This is a genomic window from Sporosarcina sp. BP05 (assembly GCF_014282005.1).
Classification (GTDB): domain Bacteria; phylum Bacillota; class Bacilli; order Bacillales_A; family Planococcaceae; genus Sporosarcina.
In genome coordinates, this window is sequence record NZ_JACFTD010000002.1 from 148,789 (window position 1) to 164,781 (window position 15,993).

Below are 15,993 nucleotides of genomic sequence, written 5' to 3' on the forward strand. Positions count from 1 at the left end.
TAGGGAATACAATCATTTTTGCGGATAAAGTCGAAAGGGGTAATATTATGGCGAAAAATCGTGACATGACGGCGGAAGAAATATTCACACTTGTTGCCTCTTATATGAATGAAGAACACGTTGCGTTCGTCAAAAAAGCATATGAGGCAGCGAAGACTGCACACGAAGGACAGCACAGAAGTTCAGGTGAAGTGTACATCATTCACCCTGTCCAAGTTGCGGGTATTCTTGCCGAATTGGAAATGGACCCTTCGACAGTTGCAGCCGGGTTCCTTCACGATGTTGTGGAAGATACGGACATCAGCAGGGACGACATCATCCGTGATTTTGGCGAAGAAGTGGCAATGCTTGTCGACGGTGTGACGAAACTTGAGAAATTACAATATAAATCCAAAGAAGAAAAACAGGCAGAAAATCATCGTAAAATGTTCGTAGCGATGGCACAGGATATCCGTGTCATTCTTATTAAATTAGCTGACCGGCTCCATAATATGCGAACGTTAAAACATGTCCCAGAAGAAAAACAACGGCGTGTTGCAGCTGAAACGTTGGAAATTTTTGCACCGCTTGCCCATCGGTTAGGGATATCAGCTATTAAATGGGAGCTTGAAGATACAGCTTTACGTTATTTGAATCCTCAGCAATATTATCGAATTGTCAATATGATGAAGCGCAAACGTGTCGAACGAGAAAACTATTTAGTAAATGTTATGGACCAAGTCAAGACGGAAATTGGAGAGATGGAAATTGAGGCTGATCTTTCAGGTCGTCCTAAACATCTTTATTCGATTTATCGCAAGATGGTTATCCAAAAGAAAGAGTTCAATGAAATATATGACCTTCTGGCAGTTCGAATTATCGTTTCAAGCATTAAAGATTGCTATGCGGTCCTTGGTATTATTCATACACTATGGAAACCGATGCCTGGCAGGTTCAAAGATTATATTGCGATGCCGAAACAGAATCTTTACCAGTCGTTGCACACAACTGTTGTAGGTCCGGCTGGCGATCCGCTTGAAGTACAGATTCGAACTGAAGAGATGCATAAAATTGCAGAATTCGGAGTTGCAGCACACTGGGCATATAAAGAAGGGAAAACGATAGCCGAAATCCCAAGTAATATAGATTCGAAATTGACTTGGTTCAGGGAAATACTTGAATTCCAGAACGAATCTTCTAACGCTGAAGAATTCATGGAATCACTGAAATTCGACTTGTTCTCGGATATGGTCTATGTCTTTACACCGGATGGAGACGTTATTGAACTGCCGGCAAGTTCGGTCCCAATTGATTTTGCTTACCGTGTCCACTCGGAAATTGGAAATCGGACGATTGGTGCAAAAGTGAATGGCAAGATGGTCCCGCTGGATACTGAATTGTTTACAGGAGATATTATTGAAATTTTGACTTCGAAGCAATCGCTTGGACCGAGCCGTGACTGGTTGAAAATTGCCAATACGTCTCAGGCTAAAAATAAAATTCGCCAGTTTTTCAAGAAGCAACTTCGGGAAGAAAACATCCTAAAAGGCCGGGAAATGATTGAAAAAGAAATAAAATCACAAGATTTTGATCTGAAAGAAGTGCTTTCACATGAGAATATTAAACGTACTATCGAAAAATTCAGCTTCACATCTGAAGATGATATGTATGGAGCCGTTGGGTTCAATGGCATAACCGCTCAGCAGGTCGTTAATCGTCTAGCTGAAAAATTACGAAAAGTACGTGAACAGCAAGATACAATTGATAAAATCGTTTCAGATATGAAATCACCTCAACCGGAAAAAATGACTGAATCGGGTGTTATCGTTAAAGGGATTGACAATCTACTTATCAGGCTATCGAAATGTTGTAATCCAGTTCCAGGAGATGAAATTGTAGGATTCATCACAAAAGGACGCGGTGTTTCCGTCCATCGTACCGACTGCCCTAATATTGTGGTCGGGGATGACGAGAATGAGCGGATTATCGACGTGGAATGGGCAATTGGACCTTCTAGTTCAAGGAAAGAGTTCCTGGTTGATATAGAAGTGTCCGCATTCGATCGTCAAGGGTTGTTGAATGAAGTGATGATGGTTGTCGCCGATACGAAAACGCCTATGGTTGCGGTAAGTGGCAAAGCGGACCGTGACAAAATCGCCCGCATTCATATGACGATTAAAATTACGGATATTGCACATTTGCAAAGAATTGTTGATCGGATTAAACAAATCCGCGATATCTATTCTGTGGAACGTGTCATTAATTGATTGGAAGGTGTAACAGATGAAAGTTGTGTTGCAACGATCGGGTCCAGCTACTGTCTGCATCGAAGGGGAGACAACGGGTTCAATCGACAAGGGCTACGTGCTCCTCGTTGGTGTAACTCATGCAGATAGCGAAGAAGACGCTGCTTATCTGGCGAAGAAAATCGCGGGTCTCCGTTTATGGGAAGATACTGAGGGCAAGATGAACCACTCAATCCTTGAGGTGGGAGGGGATATTCTTTCAGTATCCCAGTTTACTTTGTTTGGGGACGTGAAAAAGGGACGTCGCCCAAGTTTCATCGAAGCGGCGAGACCCGAACAGGCAAAACCGCTATGGGAATACTTCAACCGTAAATTGGAGGAAGAAGGATTAAGAGTTCAAACAGGCGTTTTTGGCGCAATGATGGATGTCGAGCTAGTTAACGATGGACCTGTAACGATTATTCTAGACTCAAAATAACATGGAAAAGGACCTTCCTCAATACCTGGGAAGGTCCTTTTTGCTTGTGGTGAGTGTTTGATATGATCTTTTTTATTCAGTGTGTGGTACCAGCTGCTGCCACAATGCATTTTTCTCCATGCTACTGGTGATTGGGTTTCTATATAGATTGAGCGAAGGCGCATTACAAGGGGTAGCCGAAGACCTAAGACTGGCAGCGAAGCTGCTTGGCTTAGGTCGGGAGGCATCCCCTAGCGCCATAGCGGATTCAATGTGGTTCTATATTTCAACATTTCTAGTTAATTAGTGTTGAAGTAGTCAAGAAGCCCTTGATAGATACCATGCGTTGCACGTTCACGGAACATGTCGCTAGTGACTGCCCGTTCCTCAGCAGAATTTGATAGGAAACCAAGTTCAATCAAAATTGCATTTTGCCTGTTCTCACGAAGAACTAAGAAATCGCCGGGCTGTGATCCTCGGTTACGCAGGTTTACTGATGAAGCAAGTCCTTCATTGACGGAAGAAGCAAGCGCTTGTTGATGTGCGTGTGAGTAATACGTCGTAAAGCCTGCTACGCTAGAATCGGGATTGGCATCATAATGGAGACTGATGAAGGCATCCGCAGCATGCTGATTACTGATAGCGACGCGTTTTCTTAATGATACATATGTGTCTGTTTCACGAGTTGTAATCACATTCGCGCCTGCAGCTTTTAATTTAGCTACTAACAATTCAGAAGTGAGAATTGTAATATCCTTCTCGTCAGTCCCTCGCGTACCTGTCGTGCCGCGGTCATTACCGCCATGACCAGGGTCAATCACGATAGTAAGCCCCTTTAAAGTGCCGGCAACGCGTGGTATAGATTCTTTAATAACGGGTTCTGTCAATAATGATTCATCGCCCGTAGACACGACCCATGTGGCAACAAATGCAGAAGTTCCTGTCGGTAAAGAAATTTCATACCAATCACCATCTTGTTTGACAATCGGAAATTTTTCACCTGCATCCGCAAGGGCAGCAATCTTTGAAGAAGTCGTGGCTGCTTCACGAATATTCGTCCCGTTTGACAGGATGGTAACCGTTCCTAAATTGGAGCTTTCGGAAGCCTTTTTGCCATTCGATGACAGCGTACCGTGGAATGAGTAGACCCAACCCGATTCGTTATTACCTAATGATATATGGACCCAATTGCCGTTTACTTCCTTAACATCATAGGATTCACCTTGATTAATGAGGCCAATCCGTTTAGAAGAAAGGTCTGCATTCTTTCTGACATTGAGTGCATCAACTGAAACGGTAAATGACTCGGGTGATGCAGCTTGATTGGTTGCCTGTGGTGCAGTTTGATTTGCTACCGCTGTAATATAATCCGTATGTACCCAACCGTTTATGCCGTTAAATGTAATAGAAGTCCATTCACCGTCATTGCCAGTGGCAATTGCTTCATCTCCAGCGGCCATCCGACCGAGTACAGCTGAATTGGTGGAAGGGCTGGATCTTACATTTAGCTGATTGACGCGTGAAACGACTGCAGTACTTGTCCCAGTAGATTTATCTGCGGATGCAGTTAGCCAAGAGGCAATCCATCCAGAACTGTTGCCGTGCTGGATTTGGTACCAGTCCCCAGAAACAGCAATAACTTCTACCTGATCACCTTTTTTTAACGATCCTGTTACAGCATAGGTAAGCCCGGCACCAGACCGGATGTGCACTGATGGCGCATCAACGACGACAGATTCCGTATTGGCGTTAGCCGTTGGAATGTCGTGGAATACGCTGAATAAAAGTATAAATACAATCATCCATTTGCTCATTTTCGACAAAATATCATACCCCCTATAGTCCATTGTAGAAGTTTTCACCACAAAAAACTACAATTAATCGAAAAAGGTTGACACTATGACGCAGAATCATTAAGATGATGATTAATTAACAATTTAACTCACACAATAATTTTTTTATATTTATGCCAACGACATGGAAAGTAATTGTATAATTGACTGACAAGAGAGGGACGGACGTGGCTGAAATCCATCCTACAGCGGTTTACAATGAATAACACCATAGAGGCTCTGTGCTGAACGATTTCAATTCAGTAAGTACAGACGGAACCGGCCGTTATCCGGTTTTAAAGTGGGCGCAAACTTTTGCGTCAATTTGGGTGGAACCGCGGAAGCTATAAAGGCTCTCGTCCCTTGCATAGGCAAGGGATGGGGGTCTTTTTTTGTGTCTCGACTAAACGTGTCTAGGCTTCGGGCGCCAGAAGCTCGGGGGCTTACAGGATGTGAGTTACGCAGCCGTTGCCGCAGGACGCGGCGCACTTAGGCTGGGTTCATTGATAGTCAGTCCAGCTATGCGGCAAAGTACGCCGCGTCGCCGGCCCGTCTTATGCCTGTCGCGTCTGGACGGCGCCCTACGCTTTTCATTAGAAAGGGGAATTTACATGAATTTTAAAGTGCCAAGAGGAACTCAGGACATTTTGCCATCTGAAACATGGAAATGGCAACAAGCAGAAAAAATCATTAACGAAGTATGCGATATCTATCGTTATAAAGAAATCCGTACACCGATTTTTGAACAAACGGAATTATTTCAACGCCTTGTAGGTGAGACAACCGATGTCGTTCAAAAAGAGATGTATACCTTTATGGATAAAGGCGATCGTTCAATGACGCTGCGACCAGAAGGAACTGCTGCTGTTGTCCGCTCTTTCGTGGAGAATAAAATGTTCGGTTACCCAGATCAGCCTGTAAAGCTTTTCTACACGGGTCCAATGTTCCGTTATGAGCGTCAGCAAGCAGGACGTTATCGTCAATTCGTTCAATTTGGAGCAGAAGCAATCGGCAGTGCAGATCCTGCGATTGACGCAGAAGTGATTGCCTTGGCACTGGACGTCTATAAACGTGTGGGATTGACAAAGTTGAAACTTGTCATTAACTCACTAGGCGATACGGAGTGCAGAATTGCGCATCGCGAAGCGCTCATTGCACACTTCAACCCACATATTGAAGAATTCTGCTCTGACTGCCAGTCTAGATTGAAAAAGAATCCATTGCGCATACTGGACTGCAAAGTCGATAGCGGTAATCCGCTCATCGCTACAGCTCCATCATTAGCTGACTATTTGAATGAAGCATCTGCCCAATACTTTGCGGATGTAAAAGGTTATCTCGACGATGCTGGAATTGCTTATGAAGTCGATGCCAATCTTGTGCGCGGCCTTGATTATTATAACCACACTGCATTTGAAATTATGAGCACATCTGAAGGATTCGGAGCGATTACCACTTTGTGTGGCGGTGGAAGGTACAACGGTCTCGCTGAGGAAATTGGGGGACCTTCTTCACCGGGTATCGGTTTTGCGATGAGTATTGAGCGTTTACTTCTTGCGATGGCTGCTGAAGGAAAATCGTTTGAAGCTGAGCCAGTACTTGACGTTTACATCGTTACACTTGGAGAAACAGCACGTCGTCCAGGCTTTAAATTGCTTGGTGCACTTCGAGAAGCTGGCATTCGGTCGGATATGGATTATATGGACCGAAAAATGAAAGCGCAAATGAAATCAGCTGATAGACTAAATGCACGGACAGTCGTACTAATTGGTGAGGATGAAGTAGCGGAAGGCGTTGCTTTATTAAAAAATATGGCTGACGGTGTGCAAGTAAAAGTTCCTGTTAATGAATTGGTTCAAAAACTTAAAGAAGCATTGATTGGCTAAGAGAGGCGGATGATGGTAATGAAACGTACACATTATAGTGGTGAATTGACAGAAGAGGTAATCGGACAAGCGGTTACTTTACAAGGATGGGTTCAAAAAAGAAGAGATCTTGGGGGACTAATTTTCGTCGACGTACGGGACCGTTCAGGAATCGTTCAAGCAGTATTTAACCCAAGTTTTTCAAGCGAAGCAATTGTTACGGCGGACAAACTGCGCAATGAGTTCGTAATTGAGCTTACAGGTTTAGTTGTTGAGCGTGCAGATGGCCAGAAAAACCCGCTTTTGAAAACAGGTTCGATTGAAATTCAAGTTACTGAATTGAACATTGTAAATGAAGCGAAAAACCCGCCGTTCATGATTGAAGATGAGACAGACGTGAATGAAGAAATTAGACTGAAATATAGATATCTTGATTTACGTCGTCCAAAACTTGCGAATACGTTCAAAATGCGTTCAGATATCACTAAAACAGTTCGTAATTTCCTTGACGATGAAGGGTTTTTCGAAGTAGAAACGCCGATTTTAACGAAATCTACACCTGAAGGCGCGCGCGATTATCTTGTACCGAGCCGTGTTCACGAAGGCGAATTTTACGCACTGCCACAATCACCGCAACTATTTAAACAGATGCTGATGGTAGCTGGATTCGACCGTTATTATCAAATTGCACGTTGTTTCCGCGATGAAGACCTTCGTGCTGATCGTCAGCCCGAGTTCACTCAAATCGATATGGAAATGAGTTTCATGTCAATTGAAGATATTATTGAGTTAAATGAACGAATGATGCAAAAGGTAATGAAAGATGTAAAAGGAATTGATGTTCAAATTCCATTTCAACGTCTGCCTTATGACGAAGCAATGGGACGCTATGGTTCAGATAAACCGGATACGCGATTCGCTTTGGAGCTGACAGATGTTTCTGACGTCGTTAAAGATTCTTCATTCAAAGTATTTACAGCAGCAATTGAGTCAGGCGGTCAAGTTAAGCTCATCAATGTAAAAGGAGTAGCAGATAGCTATTCTCGTAAGGACATCGACGCACTTGGCGAGTTTGCAGCAGTCTACGGTGCGAAAGGACTTGCTTGGTTGAAAGTCGATGCTGAAGGTCTGAAAGGACCTATCGCGAAGTTCTTCGAAGGAGAAGAGGGCGAAGGACTAAAAGCTGCAGCGGATGCTGAAGTGGGAGATTTATTGTTGTTTGTAGCGGACAAAAATAAAGTTGTCGCAGATACATTAGGAGCACTACGTACTAAACTCGGAAAAGATCACAACTTAATTGACGAATCGAAGTTCAACTTCCTTTGGGTGACTGAATGGCCTTTGTTCGAATATAACGAAGAAGCCCGTCGCTATCAGGCAGCACACCATCCATTTACAATGCCAGCAGATGTGGAAGAACTAGTAACAAGCCCTGAGACAGTTAAAGCACAAGCCTATGACCTTGTTTTAAATGGTTATGAACTTGGCGGTGGATCACTTCGAATTTACAAACGTGATGTCCAGGAAAAAATGTTTGAGGCTCTTGGATTCAGTAAGGAACAGGCGAACGAACAATTCGGATTCCTTCTTGAAGCATTTGACTATGGGACACCTCCGCATGGCGGAATTGCATTCGGTCTTGACCGTATTGTTATGTTATTATCTGGTTCAACAAACTTGCGGGATACAATTGCATTTCCGAAAACAGCGAGTGCAAGTTGCTTGTTAACGTCAGCACCTGACAGCGTTGATGATACTCAACTAGCTGAACTTGGAATCCGTGTGATGCCAAAAAGTAAACGGTAATCAGTTGAGTTAGAAAAGTGAGAAAACTATTTCTGTTAAATCGTTGAACTGACTAATGATGTATGTTATTATACAAGTAATACGAATCCTGAAGTGTTCGTTATTTGCCAATCAGTTTTGACCGAACATTTTTTCGTCGGGAGTCCGTATTTCGAGTTGGATGACATGCCTTTAGTCGGGACCTCAAAAGAATCGGATAGGACACCCACCTGCTGATAGCGGGTTCAAAGCGATACTACAAAGACGGCACATTTGGGATTCGTTACTTACAATGATCATACACCCCTCTGACTTACGTGCGGAGGGGTTTTTTATTGGGGAAAATTATAATTTTATAAAATGAAGGGCGGAGTTTTTCTTGTTACATCAATTTTCACGAAATGAATTAGCCATAGGTACAGAAGGTGTAAATCGTATGCGGGACATGACTGTCGCGATACTTGGTGTTGGAGGAGTCGGTTCATTTGCTGCAGAAGCATGTGCGCGAAGCGGAATTGGCCGTATTATCCTTGTCGATAAGGACGATATTGACATCACAAATATTAATAGACAGCTCATTGCTAATTTGTCGACAGTCGGCCGTTCTAAAGCAGAAGTGATGAAAGAGCGCATTGCTGATATTAATACAGAGTGTGAAGTCATTTCTCTCCATATGTTTTATACGGAAGAGACAGCGGAAGAGTTTTTCAGTTACAAACCTGATTATGTCATCGATGCATCTGATACAATCATCTATAAAATTCATTTAATTAAAGAATGTGTTGCACGTAGCGTTAAAATTATATCGAGTATGGGTGCTGCTAATAAGATGGATCCAACGCGTTTCCAAATTGCAGATATTGCAAAGACGCATACAGATCCAGTTGCGAAAGTAATCCGTCGCAGACTTAAAAAAGAAGGTATTTATAAAGGAGTACCAGTGGTCTTTTCAGATGAAAGCCCGATTGTCGTCAGGCCGGAAGTTGTTTCCACAGTGGGTAAACCTGATGCCTTCATCCGCAAAGCAAAAATGCCACCTGCATCGAACGCATTCGTCCCATCTGTTGCTGGCCTCGTTTGCGCTAGTTGGGTAATGAATGATATCGTTGCGGATATTCCTATCCGGCGAGTGAAAGATAAAGTTATAACGGAAAGCGCCGTAGGGAGGGATTGAACTTCATCCCTCCTTGTTGCGAAACGACGTGGCGAACTTAGGATGCAGTTCCTTTTTGGTTGTCACCAAAATATTACTAAGGTTATAATAGGGTGATTGCTTATGAAAGTGAACTTGGATTGCTAGAAAGGATGTTTATGTGTGAATAAAGTGTTTAAGGTATTTGTTTTTGGGTTAGTTGCCCTTTTATTAACAGCATGCGGCAATGTAGAAGCGAAACAAGGTATTACGGCACAAGACATCTTTGAAAAAGCGAAAGAAGCATCCGCTAAATTGAAAAGTGTGCGTACACAAATTTCTTATGATGATTTTTGGGCAACAACAGTACCTGAAGAAAGATATAGTGTTAAGTATGAGATGACTTCGGATACGATGTTACAACCAGAAATAGTTAAACAGGACATAAAAGTGCTACCGCAACTGCTGAATGGGGAACCATGGGATGCAGAATTATATAAAGTAGATGGCCGAGTTTTCATCAAAAATACGCAAAAACAGTCATGGGAAGAGTTGCAATCCGGTTCGATTGCCGAATTGTTCGGTTCGATGATTGAAAACGTACAGCCAACACTGGATTTGGCATTTTTTAACGGATTCAAAAACGATTTTGTGTTAGAACCGATTGACTACGGTTATAACTTAAGACTGTCATTATCAAGAGAACAATATAAAGAACTAAAAAAAATACTATTCCTGTCTAACAACGGCAGTGAAACTGATCCGGATATATTGGACGGTGAGTTCCCACTTATTAATAAATCCGAAATTGTGATTGGAATCGATAGCAAAACATTCTATGTAACTGATTTCAAAATGACACTCGATACAACAACGTACTCAATGTTACGAGTTGATGGTAATTCCCACCGAGTTAAACAAACGATCAATGCAGTTTATAGCCACTACGATATTGTGGATGATGTAAAGGTTCCAGCAGACGTATTGGAAGCTACAGCTAACTAACAGTCACTAAGTAAAAACCCTCCCGAAAGTTTAACTTTTAGGGAGGGTTTTGCATATCTAGATATGTTGAACTAAAGAATCTCACTAACAACGCTCGGCGCTTGGGGATGCCTCCCGCGATAAGCCAGACAGAAGTTCACTGTCAGTCTTACCGCTTCGGCCACCCCAGTAAGCGCCTTCGCTGGAGATTACGAGAAAATCATAAGTTCAACATATATAGTTATATTTACTGAACAATAAGTGATTATATTGCGGGATTACTCCATTGTTAATTCTGACGTTTATTATGATGGATTAAGATTATCGACTTTTAATTGGATTGAACTACCACCACTTAGTTTACACTTGAAGTGGTGGATTCCTAAAATCACCGACGTAACCTTCAGTTATAGGTTAGGCTAGCCCCACAGTTCCTGCGGTTAGTAGACTTATTGCTTCTTTTTTCAGATTGATACTTGCGTTCACGTCTCGGTTATGTTGCGTGCTACATGTTGGACATTCCCATTCACGCAAGGCGAGATGCTTCACATCTTTGTTTCGGTAACCACAATTTGAACAGAGCTGGCTGGAGGGAAAGTTTTTTGCGACCACGACAACTTGTTTTCCATACCATTTCGCCTTGTATTCAAGTAGTGTCCGAAATTGTGACCAACTGACTTCACTGATTGCCTTTGCTAATGTATGATTTTTGAGCATATTTGCAATTTGTAAGTCCTCGATACCGATGACGTCGTGGCTTTTGACGATTTCAGTAGAGAGTTTATGCAAGAAATCAGCTCTTTTATTAGCGATTCTTTCCTGGATACAAGCAACTTTGATTCGTTGTATTTGATAGTTTTTCGCTTCATGTAATGGTTTATGTTGTTTTAGCGCTTGTTCTTTGCGCCTTGAAAGAATCCGTTGTTCCTTTGCTAGTTTCTTTTCAAGTGAACGAAAAAAATTGGATTTTCATAGACCATTCCAGATGAAAGAATAGCGAAGTCTTTTAATCCGACATCGATCCCGACAACAGACCCAGTTTTCTGTTTTTCCTTTACCTCGGTCTCCACTAAGATGGATACGAAATACTTTCCACTCGGTTGGCGTCTGATCGTAGCATTCATAATTCTCCCTTTTACTTCTAGGCTCTTCGATAATTTGACGAGGCCAAGTTTGGGGAGCTTGAGATGATTTCCAGCTATCGCAATATTACCATTGGTGTGTTTTGTCGTATAAGTTTGGACATTGTTTTGCTTACTTTTAAATCGAGGTGCCTGATTTTGTTTCTTAAAGAATCGGGAATAAGAATCGGCAAGATTTCTTAATGAGGATTGAAGGGCAATGCTGTCGACTTCTTTTAGCCAATCAAGCTCACTTTTAAGCTGGGGTAATTGGGATGAACAGGTGTTATAGGTAAGACCTTTACCGGTTTATTTGTAGGTTTCATTCCATTTGGCTAAAAAGTGATTGAACACAAAACGTGAACAGCCAATCGTTTTGGCAATGAGGATTTCTTGTACTTTTGTAGGATAGATACGGAACTTATACGCTTTATTGACGGGCATGGACATACACCTCGCTTCAGCATAGTTTCTATCCTTATTATAGAATGTACGTTCCCTGAAAGCGATTCTTTTAGGCTTATGCCTAACCGAAATTCATCTTCCGCTTATCGTTGGGCTATGCCCTTGACACGATTGAAGTGGGAGTCTTCTTTCGGAAAATGATAAAATTGAACAAATCAACTAGGAGCGTTTATCATGCCGCTAACTTTTGCCCACCCCGCAGCCATACTTCCGTTCTCAAGAAAAAGTAAATATATTAACTTTTCCGCACTCGTATTCGGTAGTATGGCTCCCGATTTTGAATATTTTTTGAGAGGTCGACCAATGGGGGAAATTGGACATACCTTTACTGGGTTCGTTTTGTTTAATTTACCCTTGGTGACATTCATTTATTTTATTTACCATTTATTTGTACACCAAATTCTATTCAATCATTTACCCAATTTTCTACGAGATCCGTATGCAAAAAAAGTAGATTCAACTTTTGGAGTAAAGGTTGTTGTATTTTGTTATTCTGCGCTATTTGGTATGTTAACTCATGTTATATGGGATTCTTTCACTCATATAAATGGATATATGGTATTGAAATTCCCTGCTTTATTCACTCACGGCCATAGTATGTATGGTTTTACTATACCTCTGTATAAACTTTTGCAACATGGGAGTACATTATTTGGAATAACAATGATTTTAGTTTACATGTATTATAGGGCTTTATCTCAAAAGAAACATAACGATACTCCTGTTTCCCCTGAGCATAAACTTGTTTTTTGGTCTGCTATAGTCCTTTTAACAGGACTATTTGTATTCATATGGTATTTGATTGCCCCTGTTTCGATTATCAGTTACGGGATATTGGTCGTTAGAATTATAGATTCTTTTTTCCTGAGTTTATTCCTAATTTCTTTGTTGATAAAATATGTTCGACTGTAATTGGTATTTCCCGGATTTTAGGAACATGAGGGTAAGTATAGATTCTGCAGAGTTTTATTCATTTAATCATAGAACATGAATAAATCGAAAAGTCGATTTCCTGTTTAGTAAGGAATTCGACTTTTTTTGTTGCAATTCACTTTAATTGAACGGCATCATTTTTTAGTAAGATTCTTCTTTTCGAGATAATCCCAAAGATAGTAAATAACCCAAAAAGTTAATACTACTAAAAATGAATAAGGTGAATACCTTTTTGGTAGGTAGGTAATTAAAGCTATACCAAGAATCAAAAAAGGTGGCATAAGAATCCAGTATTTTTTGTTTTTAAACATATTGTCATCTCTTTTCTACTTACAGTATAGAGCGGAAGTACGGAATTATCAGTAGTTAACACCAATTTTTTGTACCAGTAAACTAAAGTGAAAAGAGTGTTCATTATTAATATATGAAACTATTCAGTCATGATAACCGTACTAGTAATACAAGGATTTAATTAAATGGCGGGGGAAATTAGTTTTAAAAGACACAATGTTAAAAGTGACAGCAGATCTCGGACAAAACTTAAGATTGTTAATTCAGTAATGGGTGGTATGTAAGATTTCTCCTTATTCTAGTAACGGGTGTATTTCTACAACAAGTGGATATGCCTTTTTACTAACGAGTCAGGCTATGGAGGGAAAGCAATGGCAAGGTTTATTGACGATTTAGTTGGGTCTATCTATGATGTCTTTAAGTTTATTTTCATGTGTATTTGTTATCTTATTGCTGGGATGTTAATTGTCGGAGTTCCACTTTATCTAATTGCTTTAGTATTTAATATGTTGCACTAACGGGTGCGTTTCTAAATCAAGCGGGGACGCTCATTAAACGTAACTTTTAGCAAAAGGCTACGCATATATTGTAAAAGGGAGAAGATGTGATGCATTGGGTGATGTGGGTTTTCTGGGGTTTCATTGTAACTTTACTTATAGGCTGCCATCTTGTGGATTTTTTAACTGGGCGAAAATATGATTTTAAAGAACAGGAAAAGTCATTGAATCAGAACTCAGCGGGGTCCGATACTCTACGAGAAGTGGCGCGGCATGACCAACAAAATGGACCGTTTTAATAAGTGCTATTCCTGTGTTGTATAATTAAGTGAAAAGTTGAAGGGGGGAGTCTTAAATTAAAAGGTTTTTATTTTATCTCGTTTCAGCTGTAGTTATGGGATTTATTCTTTATCTAGGAATGGCTTATCAAGTCCGATTAAGAGAAGAGTCGGCAACAACATATAATTTAATGCCTTATATACTATTTGCAACTATTTTCCCTGTTTTTATTGGATTTCTTTTACGATTGCCTAAATTGATTATAGAGATTAAAGAAAAAAAGCAATGGTCGTTCGATTGGATTAAGGTTGCTGCAATTGGAATCCCGTCTCTATATTTAGCAATGATACCAATTCTGGCTATTTATTTCGGGATGAATTTGTTATTCGCAAAAGAATTTATGCAGTTAGGAGATACTACATTTACATCAATAGCCGGAGTTGTATTTGGTTATATTTTGTTAGACAGCTTAAAAAAATAACAATTCCTCAACTATATATACGGCACTACTCATTTTTACTAAATGGCAGTTTAATTGGGAATTTGGTAAAATGTACATTTTTAGATGTTTTCCTTCTGTGCAGAGAATACAGAAATGAGCATGAAGACTTAATTATGGATATCAAATTCAAGAAAAACAGACAGCCTATTCTCGATTAGATTATAGAGAACAGGCTGCCTAACTAGTGTTTTGTATGCGTCTCATATCGCTAGGGAAATTCATTTAAGATGGGTTTTACTAACTCATTTCTCTTTTCGAAATTCTTTCAATCGATCATAAATTGCAGCCATCTTTTTTTCTTCGCCTGCCATAACGGGCTTGTAAAACTCCGTATTTTTTAATTTATCGGGTAAATATTGCTGGTTAGTCCAGCCTCCGAACGAACCGAGCGGTGTGTCATGCGGGTATTTGTAGCCGACGTGGCCGAGCTTTGCCGCCCCCGCATAATGTGCGTCCCGTAAATGTAATGGTATATCTCCGACTTTTCCCTCGTTGATAGCTTTTACAGCCGCGTCGAATGCTTTATAGGCTGAATTCGATTTAGAGGCCAGGCACATTTCGATAACAGCGCTTGCGAGAGGGATACGCGCTTCTGGCATGCCAAGCTTCACCGCAGCTTCTGTAGCCGCCAGTACATGTGGCCCGACCTCTGGTGAAGCCAACCCGACATCCTCATAGGCCATCACCAGCAAGCGCCTATTTACAGCTACTAAATCGCCAGTCTCGAGAAGATGTGCAAGATAATAGATAGCGGCATTGACGTCACTCCCGCGGACCGATTTTTGAAGCGCGGACAATAAATTATAAAAGTGTGACCCCTTTTTATCGCCGAATAAACCGATGCGCCCAAGTAAGTTTTCAAGTAGCCAGTCTTCAATGACCATTTTGCCATCGACTTCATCACTGGCAGAAACAGCAGATTCAAGAACAGTTAACGCTTTGCGTGCATCTCCATTGACGCCTTCTGCAATCAACGTAAGCTGATCAGGGGTTATGTCAATTACCATTTTTCCAAGCCCGCGTTCTTCATCCGATATGGCATTTTTGAGTACTTCCATTAAATCTTCAGGTTCTAATCTGGATAATTGCCGGATTTCACCGCATCTGGAACGTATGGCGGGGTTGACGTCGTGATAAGGATTTTCAGTTGTCGCTCCTATCAAGACGATTGCGCCACTTTCGACGTGTGGCAATAATGTATCTTGCTGTAATTTATTGAAACGATGAATTTCATCTAAGAATAGTAGAACTTTCCCTGTAATTCGCGATTCTGCCACAACGTCTTCGACATCTTTCTTTCCTGAAACTGTCGCATTCATGGCGATGAAAGGCAGATTGCTAGTACCGGCAATTGCGTGTGCAAGTGACGTTTTACCGATTCCGGGTTCCCCGTATAACAACATAGAAGGAACATGTCCGTTTTTTATCATCCGGTAAAGCGCCGTCTTTTCACCGATAATATCCTTTTGTCCAGCAATTTCATCTATAGTCCTAGGGCGCATTCGAAACGCCAATGGCTCATTATGCAAAAAATTCACTCCTGACCTAGTACATCCGTTCCTCTATTATACACGTTAGACAAACGCAAATCATATTAAGGAAGCTTGCAGGTCAGTTATGCTATA

At 41.2% G+C, this 15,993-nt stretch carries 11 protein-coding genes, 1 other RNA gene, 1 pseudogene and 1 other annotated feature; of the genes and pseudogenes, 10 read left to right on the forward strand and 3 right to left on the reverse strand.

Features of this window, described 5'->3' with window-relative positions; genetic code table 11:
- Nucleotides 1-47: 47 nt before the first annotated feature.
- Nucleotides 48-2,246, forward strand: a complete 2,199-nt coding sequence (locus H2672_RS02555) for a RelA/SpoT family protein (protein WP_186668611.1) — start codon at nt 48-50, stop codon at nt 2,244-2,246.
- A 16-nt stretch (nt 2,247-2,262) separates the two neighbouring features.
- On the forward strand, nt 2,263-2,703 hold the full coding sequence (gene dtd, locus H2672_RS02560; RefSeq protein WP_186668618.1) for a D-aminoacyl-tRNA deacylase: 441 nt from the start codon (nt 2,263-2,265) through the stop codon (nt 2,701-2,703).
- Between the two features lie 278 nt (nt 2,704-2,981).
- On the opposite strand, the gene H2672_RS02565 is transcribed toward dtd, so the two are convergent.
- Nucleotides 2,982-4,496 carry an N-acetylmuramoyl-L-alanine amidase family protein gene (locus tag H2672_RS02565; protein ID WP_186669552.1) on the reverse strand — a complete coding sequence of 505 codons (1,515 nt, stop codon included), beginning with the start codon at nt 4,494-4,496 and terminating at the stop codon, nt 2,982-2,984.
- A gap of 149 nt (nt 4,497-4,645) precedes the next feature.
- Nucleotides 4,646-4,881: a binding site (T-box leader), on the forward strand.
- A gap of 244 nt (nt 4,882-5,125) precedes the next feature.
- Here H2672_RS02565 and hisS point away from each other — a divergent pair.
- The 5 genes from hisS to H2672_RS02590 all read left to right on the forward strand — a co-directional run bounded on the left by hisS (nt 5,126) and on the right by H2672_RS02590 (nt 10,301).
- Nucleotides 5,126-6,400, forward strand: coding sequence for a histidine--tRNA ligase (gene hisS, locus H2672_RS02570; RefSeq protein WP_186668620.1), 1,275 nt, complete (start codon nt 5,126-5,128; stop codon nt 6,398-6,400).
- 18 nt (nt 6,401-6,418) lie between these two features.
- Nucleotides 6,419-8,185, forward strand: a complete 1,767-nt coding sequence (gene aspS / locus H2672_RS02575; RefSeq protein WP_370569585.1) for an aspartate--tRNA ligase — start codon at nt 6,419-6,421, stop codon at nt 8,183-8,185.
- 82 nt (nt 8,186-8,267) lie between these two features.
- Nucleotides 8,268-8,448, forward strand: a non-coding RNA gene (gene ssrS / locus H2672_RS02580) — 6S RNA.
- Nucleotides 8,449-8,543: 95 nt separating this feature from the next.
- Complete coding sequence (locus H2672_RS02585) at nt 8,544-9,338, forward strand: tRNA threonylcarbamoyladenosine dehydratase (RefSeq protein ID WP_186668624.1); 795 nt, start codon at nt 8,544-8,546, stop codon at nt 9,336-9,338.
- 141 nt (nt 9,339-9,479) lie between these two features.
- Nucleotides 9,480-10,301 (forward strand): DUF6612 family protein, encoded by an 822-nt coding sequence (locus H2672_RS02590; RefSeq protein ID WP_186668627.1) that lies wholly within the window; start codon nt 9,480-9,482, stop codon nt 10,299-10,301.
- A gap of 393 nt (nt 10,302-10,694) precedes the next feature.
- Here H2672_RS02590 and tnpB read toward each other — a convergent pair.
- Nucleotides 10,695-11,845 (reverse strand): annotated as a pseudogene (gene tnpB, locus H2672_RS02595) (IS200/IS605 family element RNA-guided endonuclease TnpB).
- Between the two features lie 195 nt (nt 11,846-12,040).
- Here tnpB and H2672_RS02600 point away from each other — a divergent pair.
- The 3 genes from H2672_RS02600 (at nt 12,041) to H2672_RS19495 (ending at nt 14,347) form a co-directional block, all read left to right on the forward strand.
- On the forward strand, nt 12,041-12,778 hold the full coding sequence (locus tag H2672_RS02600; protein WP_186668629.1) for a DUF4184 family protein: 738 nt from the start codon (nt 12,041-12,043) through the stop codon (nt 12,776-12,778).
- Nucleotides 12,779-13,697: 919 nt separating this feature from the next.
- Nucleotides 13,698-13,886: a hypothetical protein gene (locus H2672_RS02605; RefSeq protein WP_186668631.1), complete on the forward strand. Its 189-nt coding sequence runs from the start codon at nt 13,698-13,700 to the stop codon at nt 13,884-13,886.
- Nucleotides 13,887-14,113: 227 nt separating this feature from the next.
- Nucleotides 14,114-14,347, forward strand: a complete 234-nt coding sequence (locus H2672_RS19495; RefSeq protein ID WP_255485278.1) for a hypothetical protein — start codon at nt 14,114-14,116, stop codon at nt 14,345-14,347.
- Nucleotides 14,348-14,610: 263 nt separating this feature from the next.
- On the opposite strand, the gene H2672_RS02615 is transcribed toward H2672_RS19495, so the two are convergent.
- Nucleotides 14,611-15,897 (reverse strand): replication-associated recombination protein A, encoded by a 1,287-nt coding sequence (locus H2672_RS02615; RefSeq protein ID WP_186668633.1) that lies wholly within the window; start codon nt 15,895-15,897, stop codon nt 14,611-14,613.
- Between the last annotated feature and the right edge of the window lie 96 nt (nt 15,898-15,993).

Bases quoted from the DNA above. Each gene is read 5' to 3' on its own strand.
- aspS (WP_370569585.1), top strand. From the start codon at position 6,419: ATGAAACGTACACATTATAGTGGTGAATTGACAGAAGAGGTAATCGGA.
- H2672_RS02565 (WP_186669552.1), bottom strand. From the start codon at position 4,496: ATGAGCAAATGGATGATTGTATTTATACTTTTATTCAGCGTATTCCAC.
- H2672_RS02605 (WP_186668631.1), top strand. From the start codon at position 13,698: ATGCATTGGGTGATGTGGGTTTTCTGGGGTTTCATTGTAACTTTACTT.
- dtd (WP_186668618.1), top strand. From the start codon at position 2,263: ATGAAAGTTGTGTTGCAACGATCGGGTCCAGCTACTGTCTGCATCGAA.
- hisS (WP_186668620.1), top strand. From the start codon at position 5,126: ATGAATTTTAAAGTGCCAAGAGGAACTCAGGACATTTTGCCATCTGAA.
- H2672_RS02555 (WP_186668611.1), top strand. From the start codon at position 48: ATGGCGAAAAATCGTGACATGACGGCGGAAGAAATATTCACACTTGTT.
- H2672_RS02600 (WP_186668629.1), top strand. From the start codon at position 12,041: ATGCCGCTAACTTTTGCCCACCCCGCAGCCATACTTCCGTTCTCAAGA.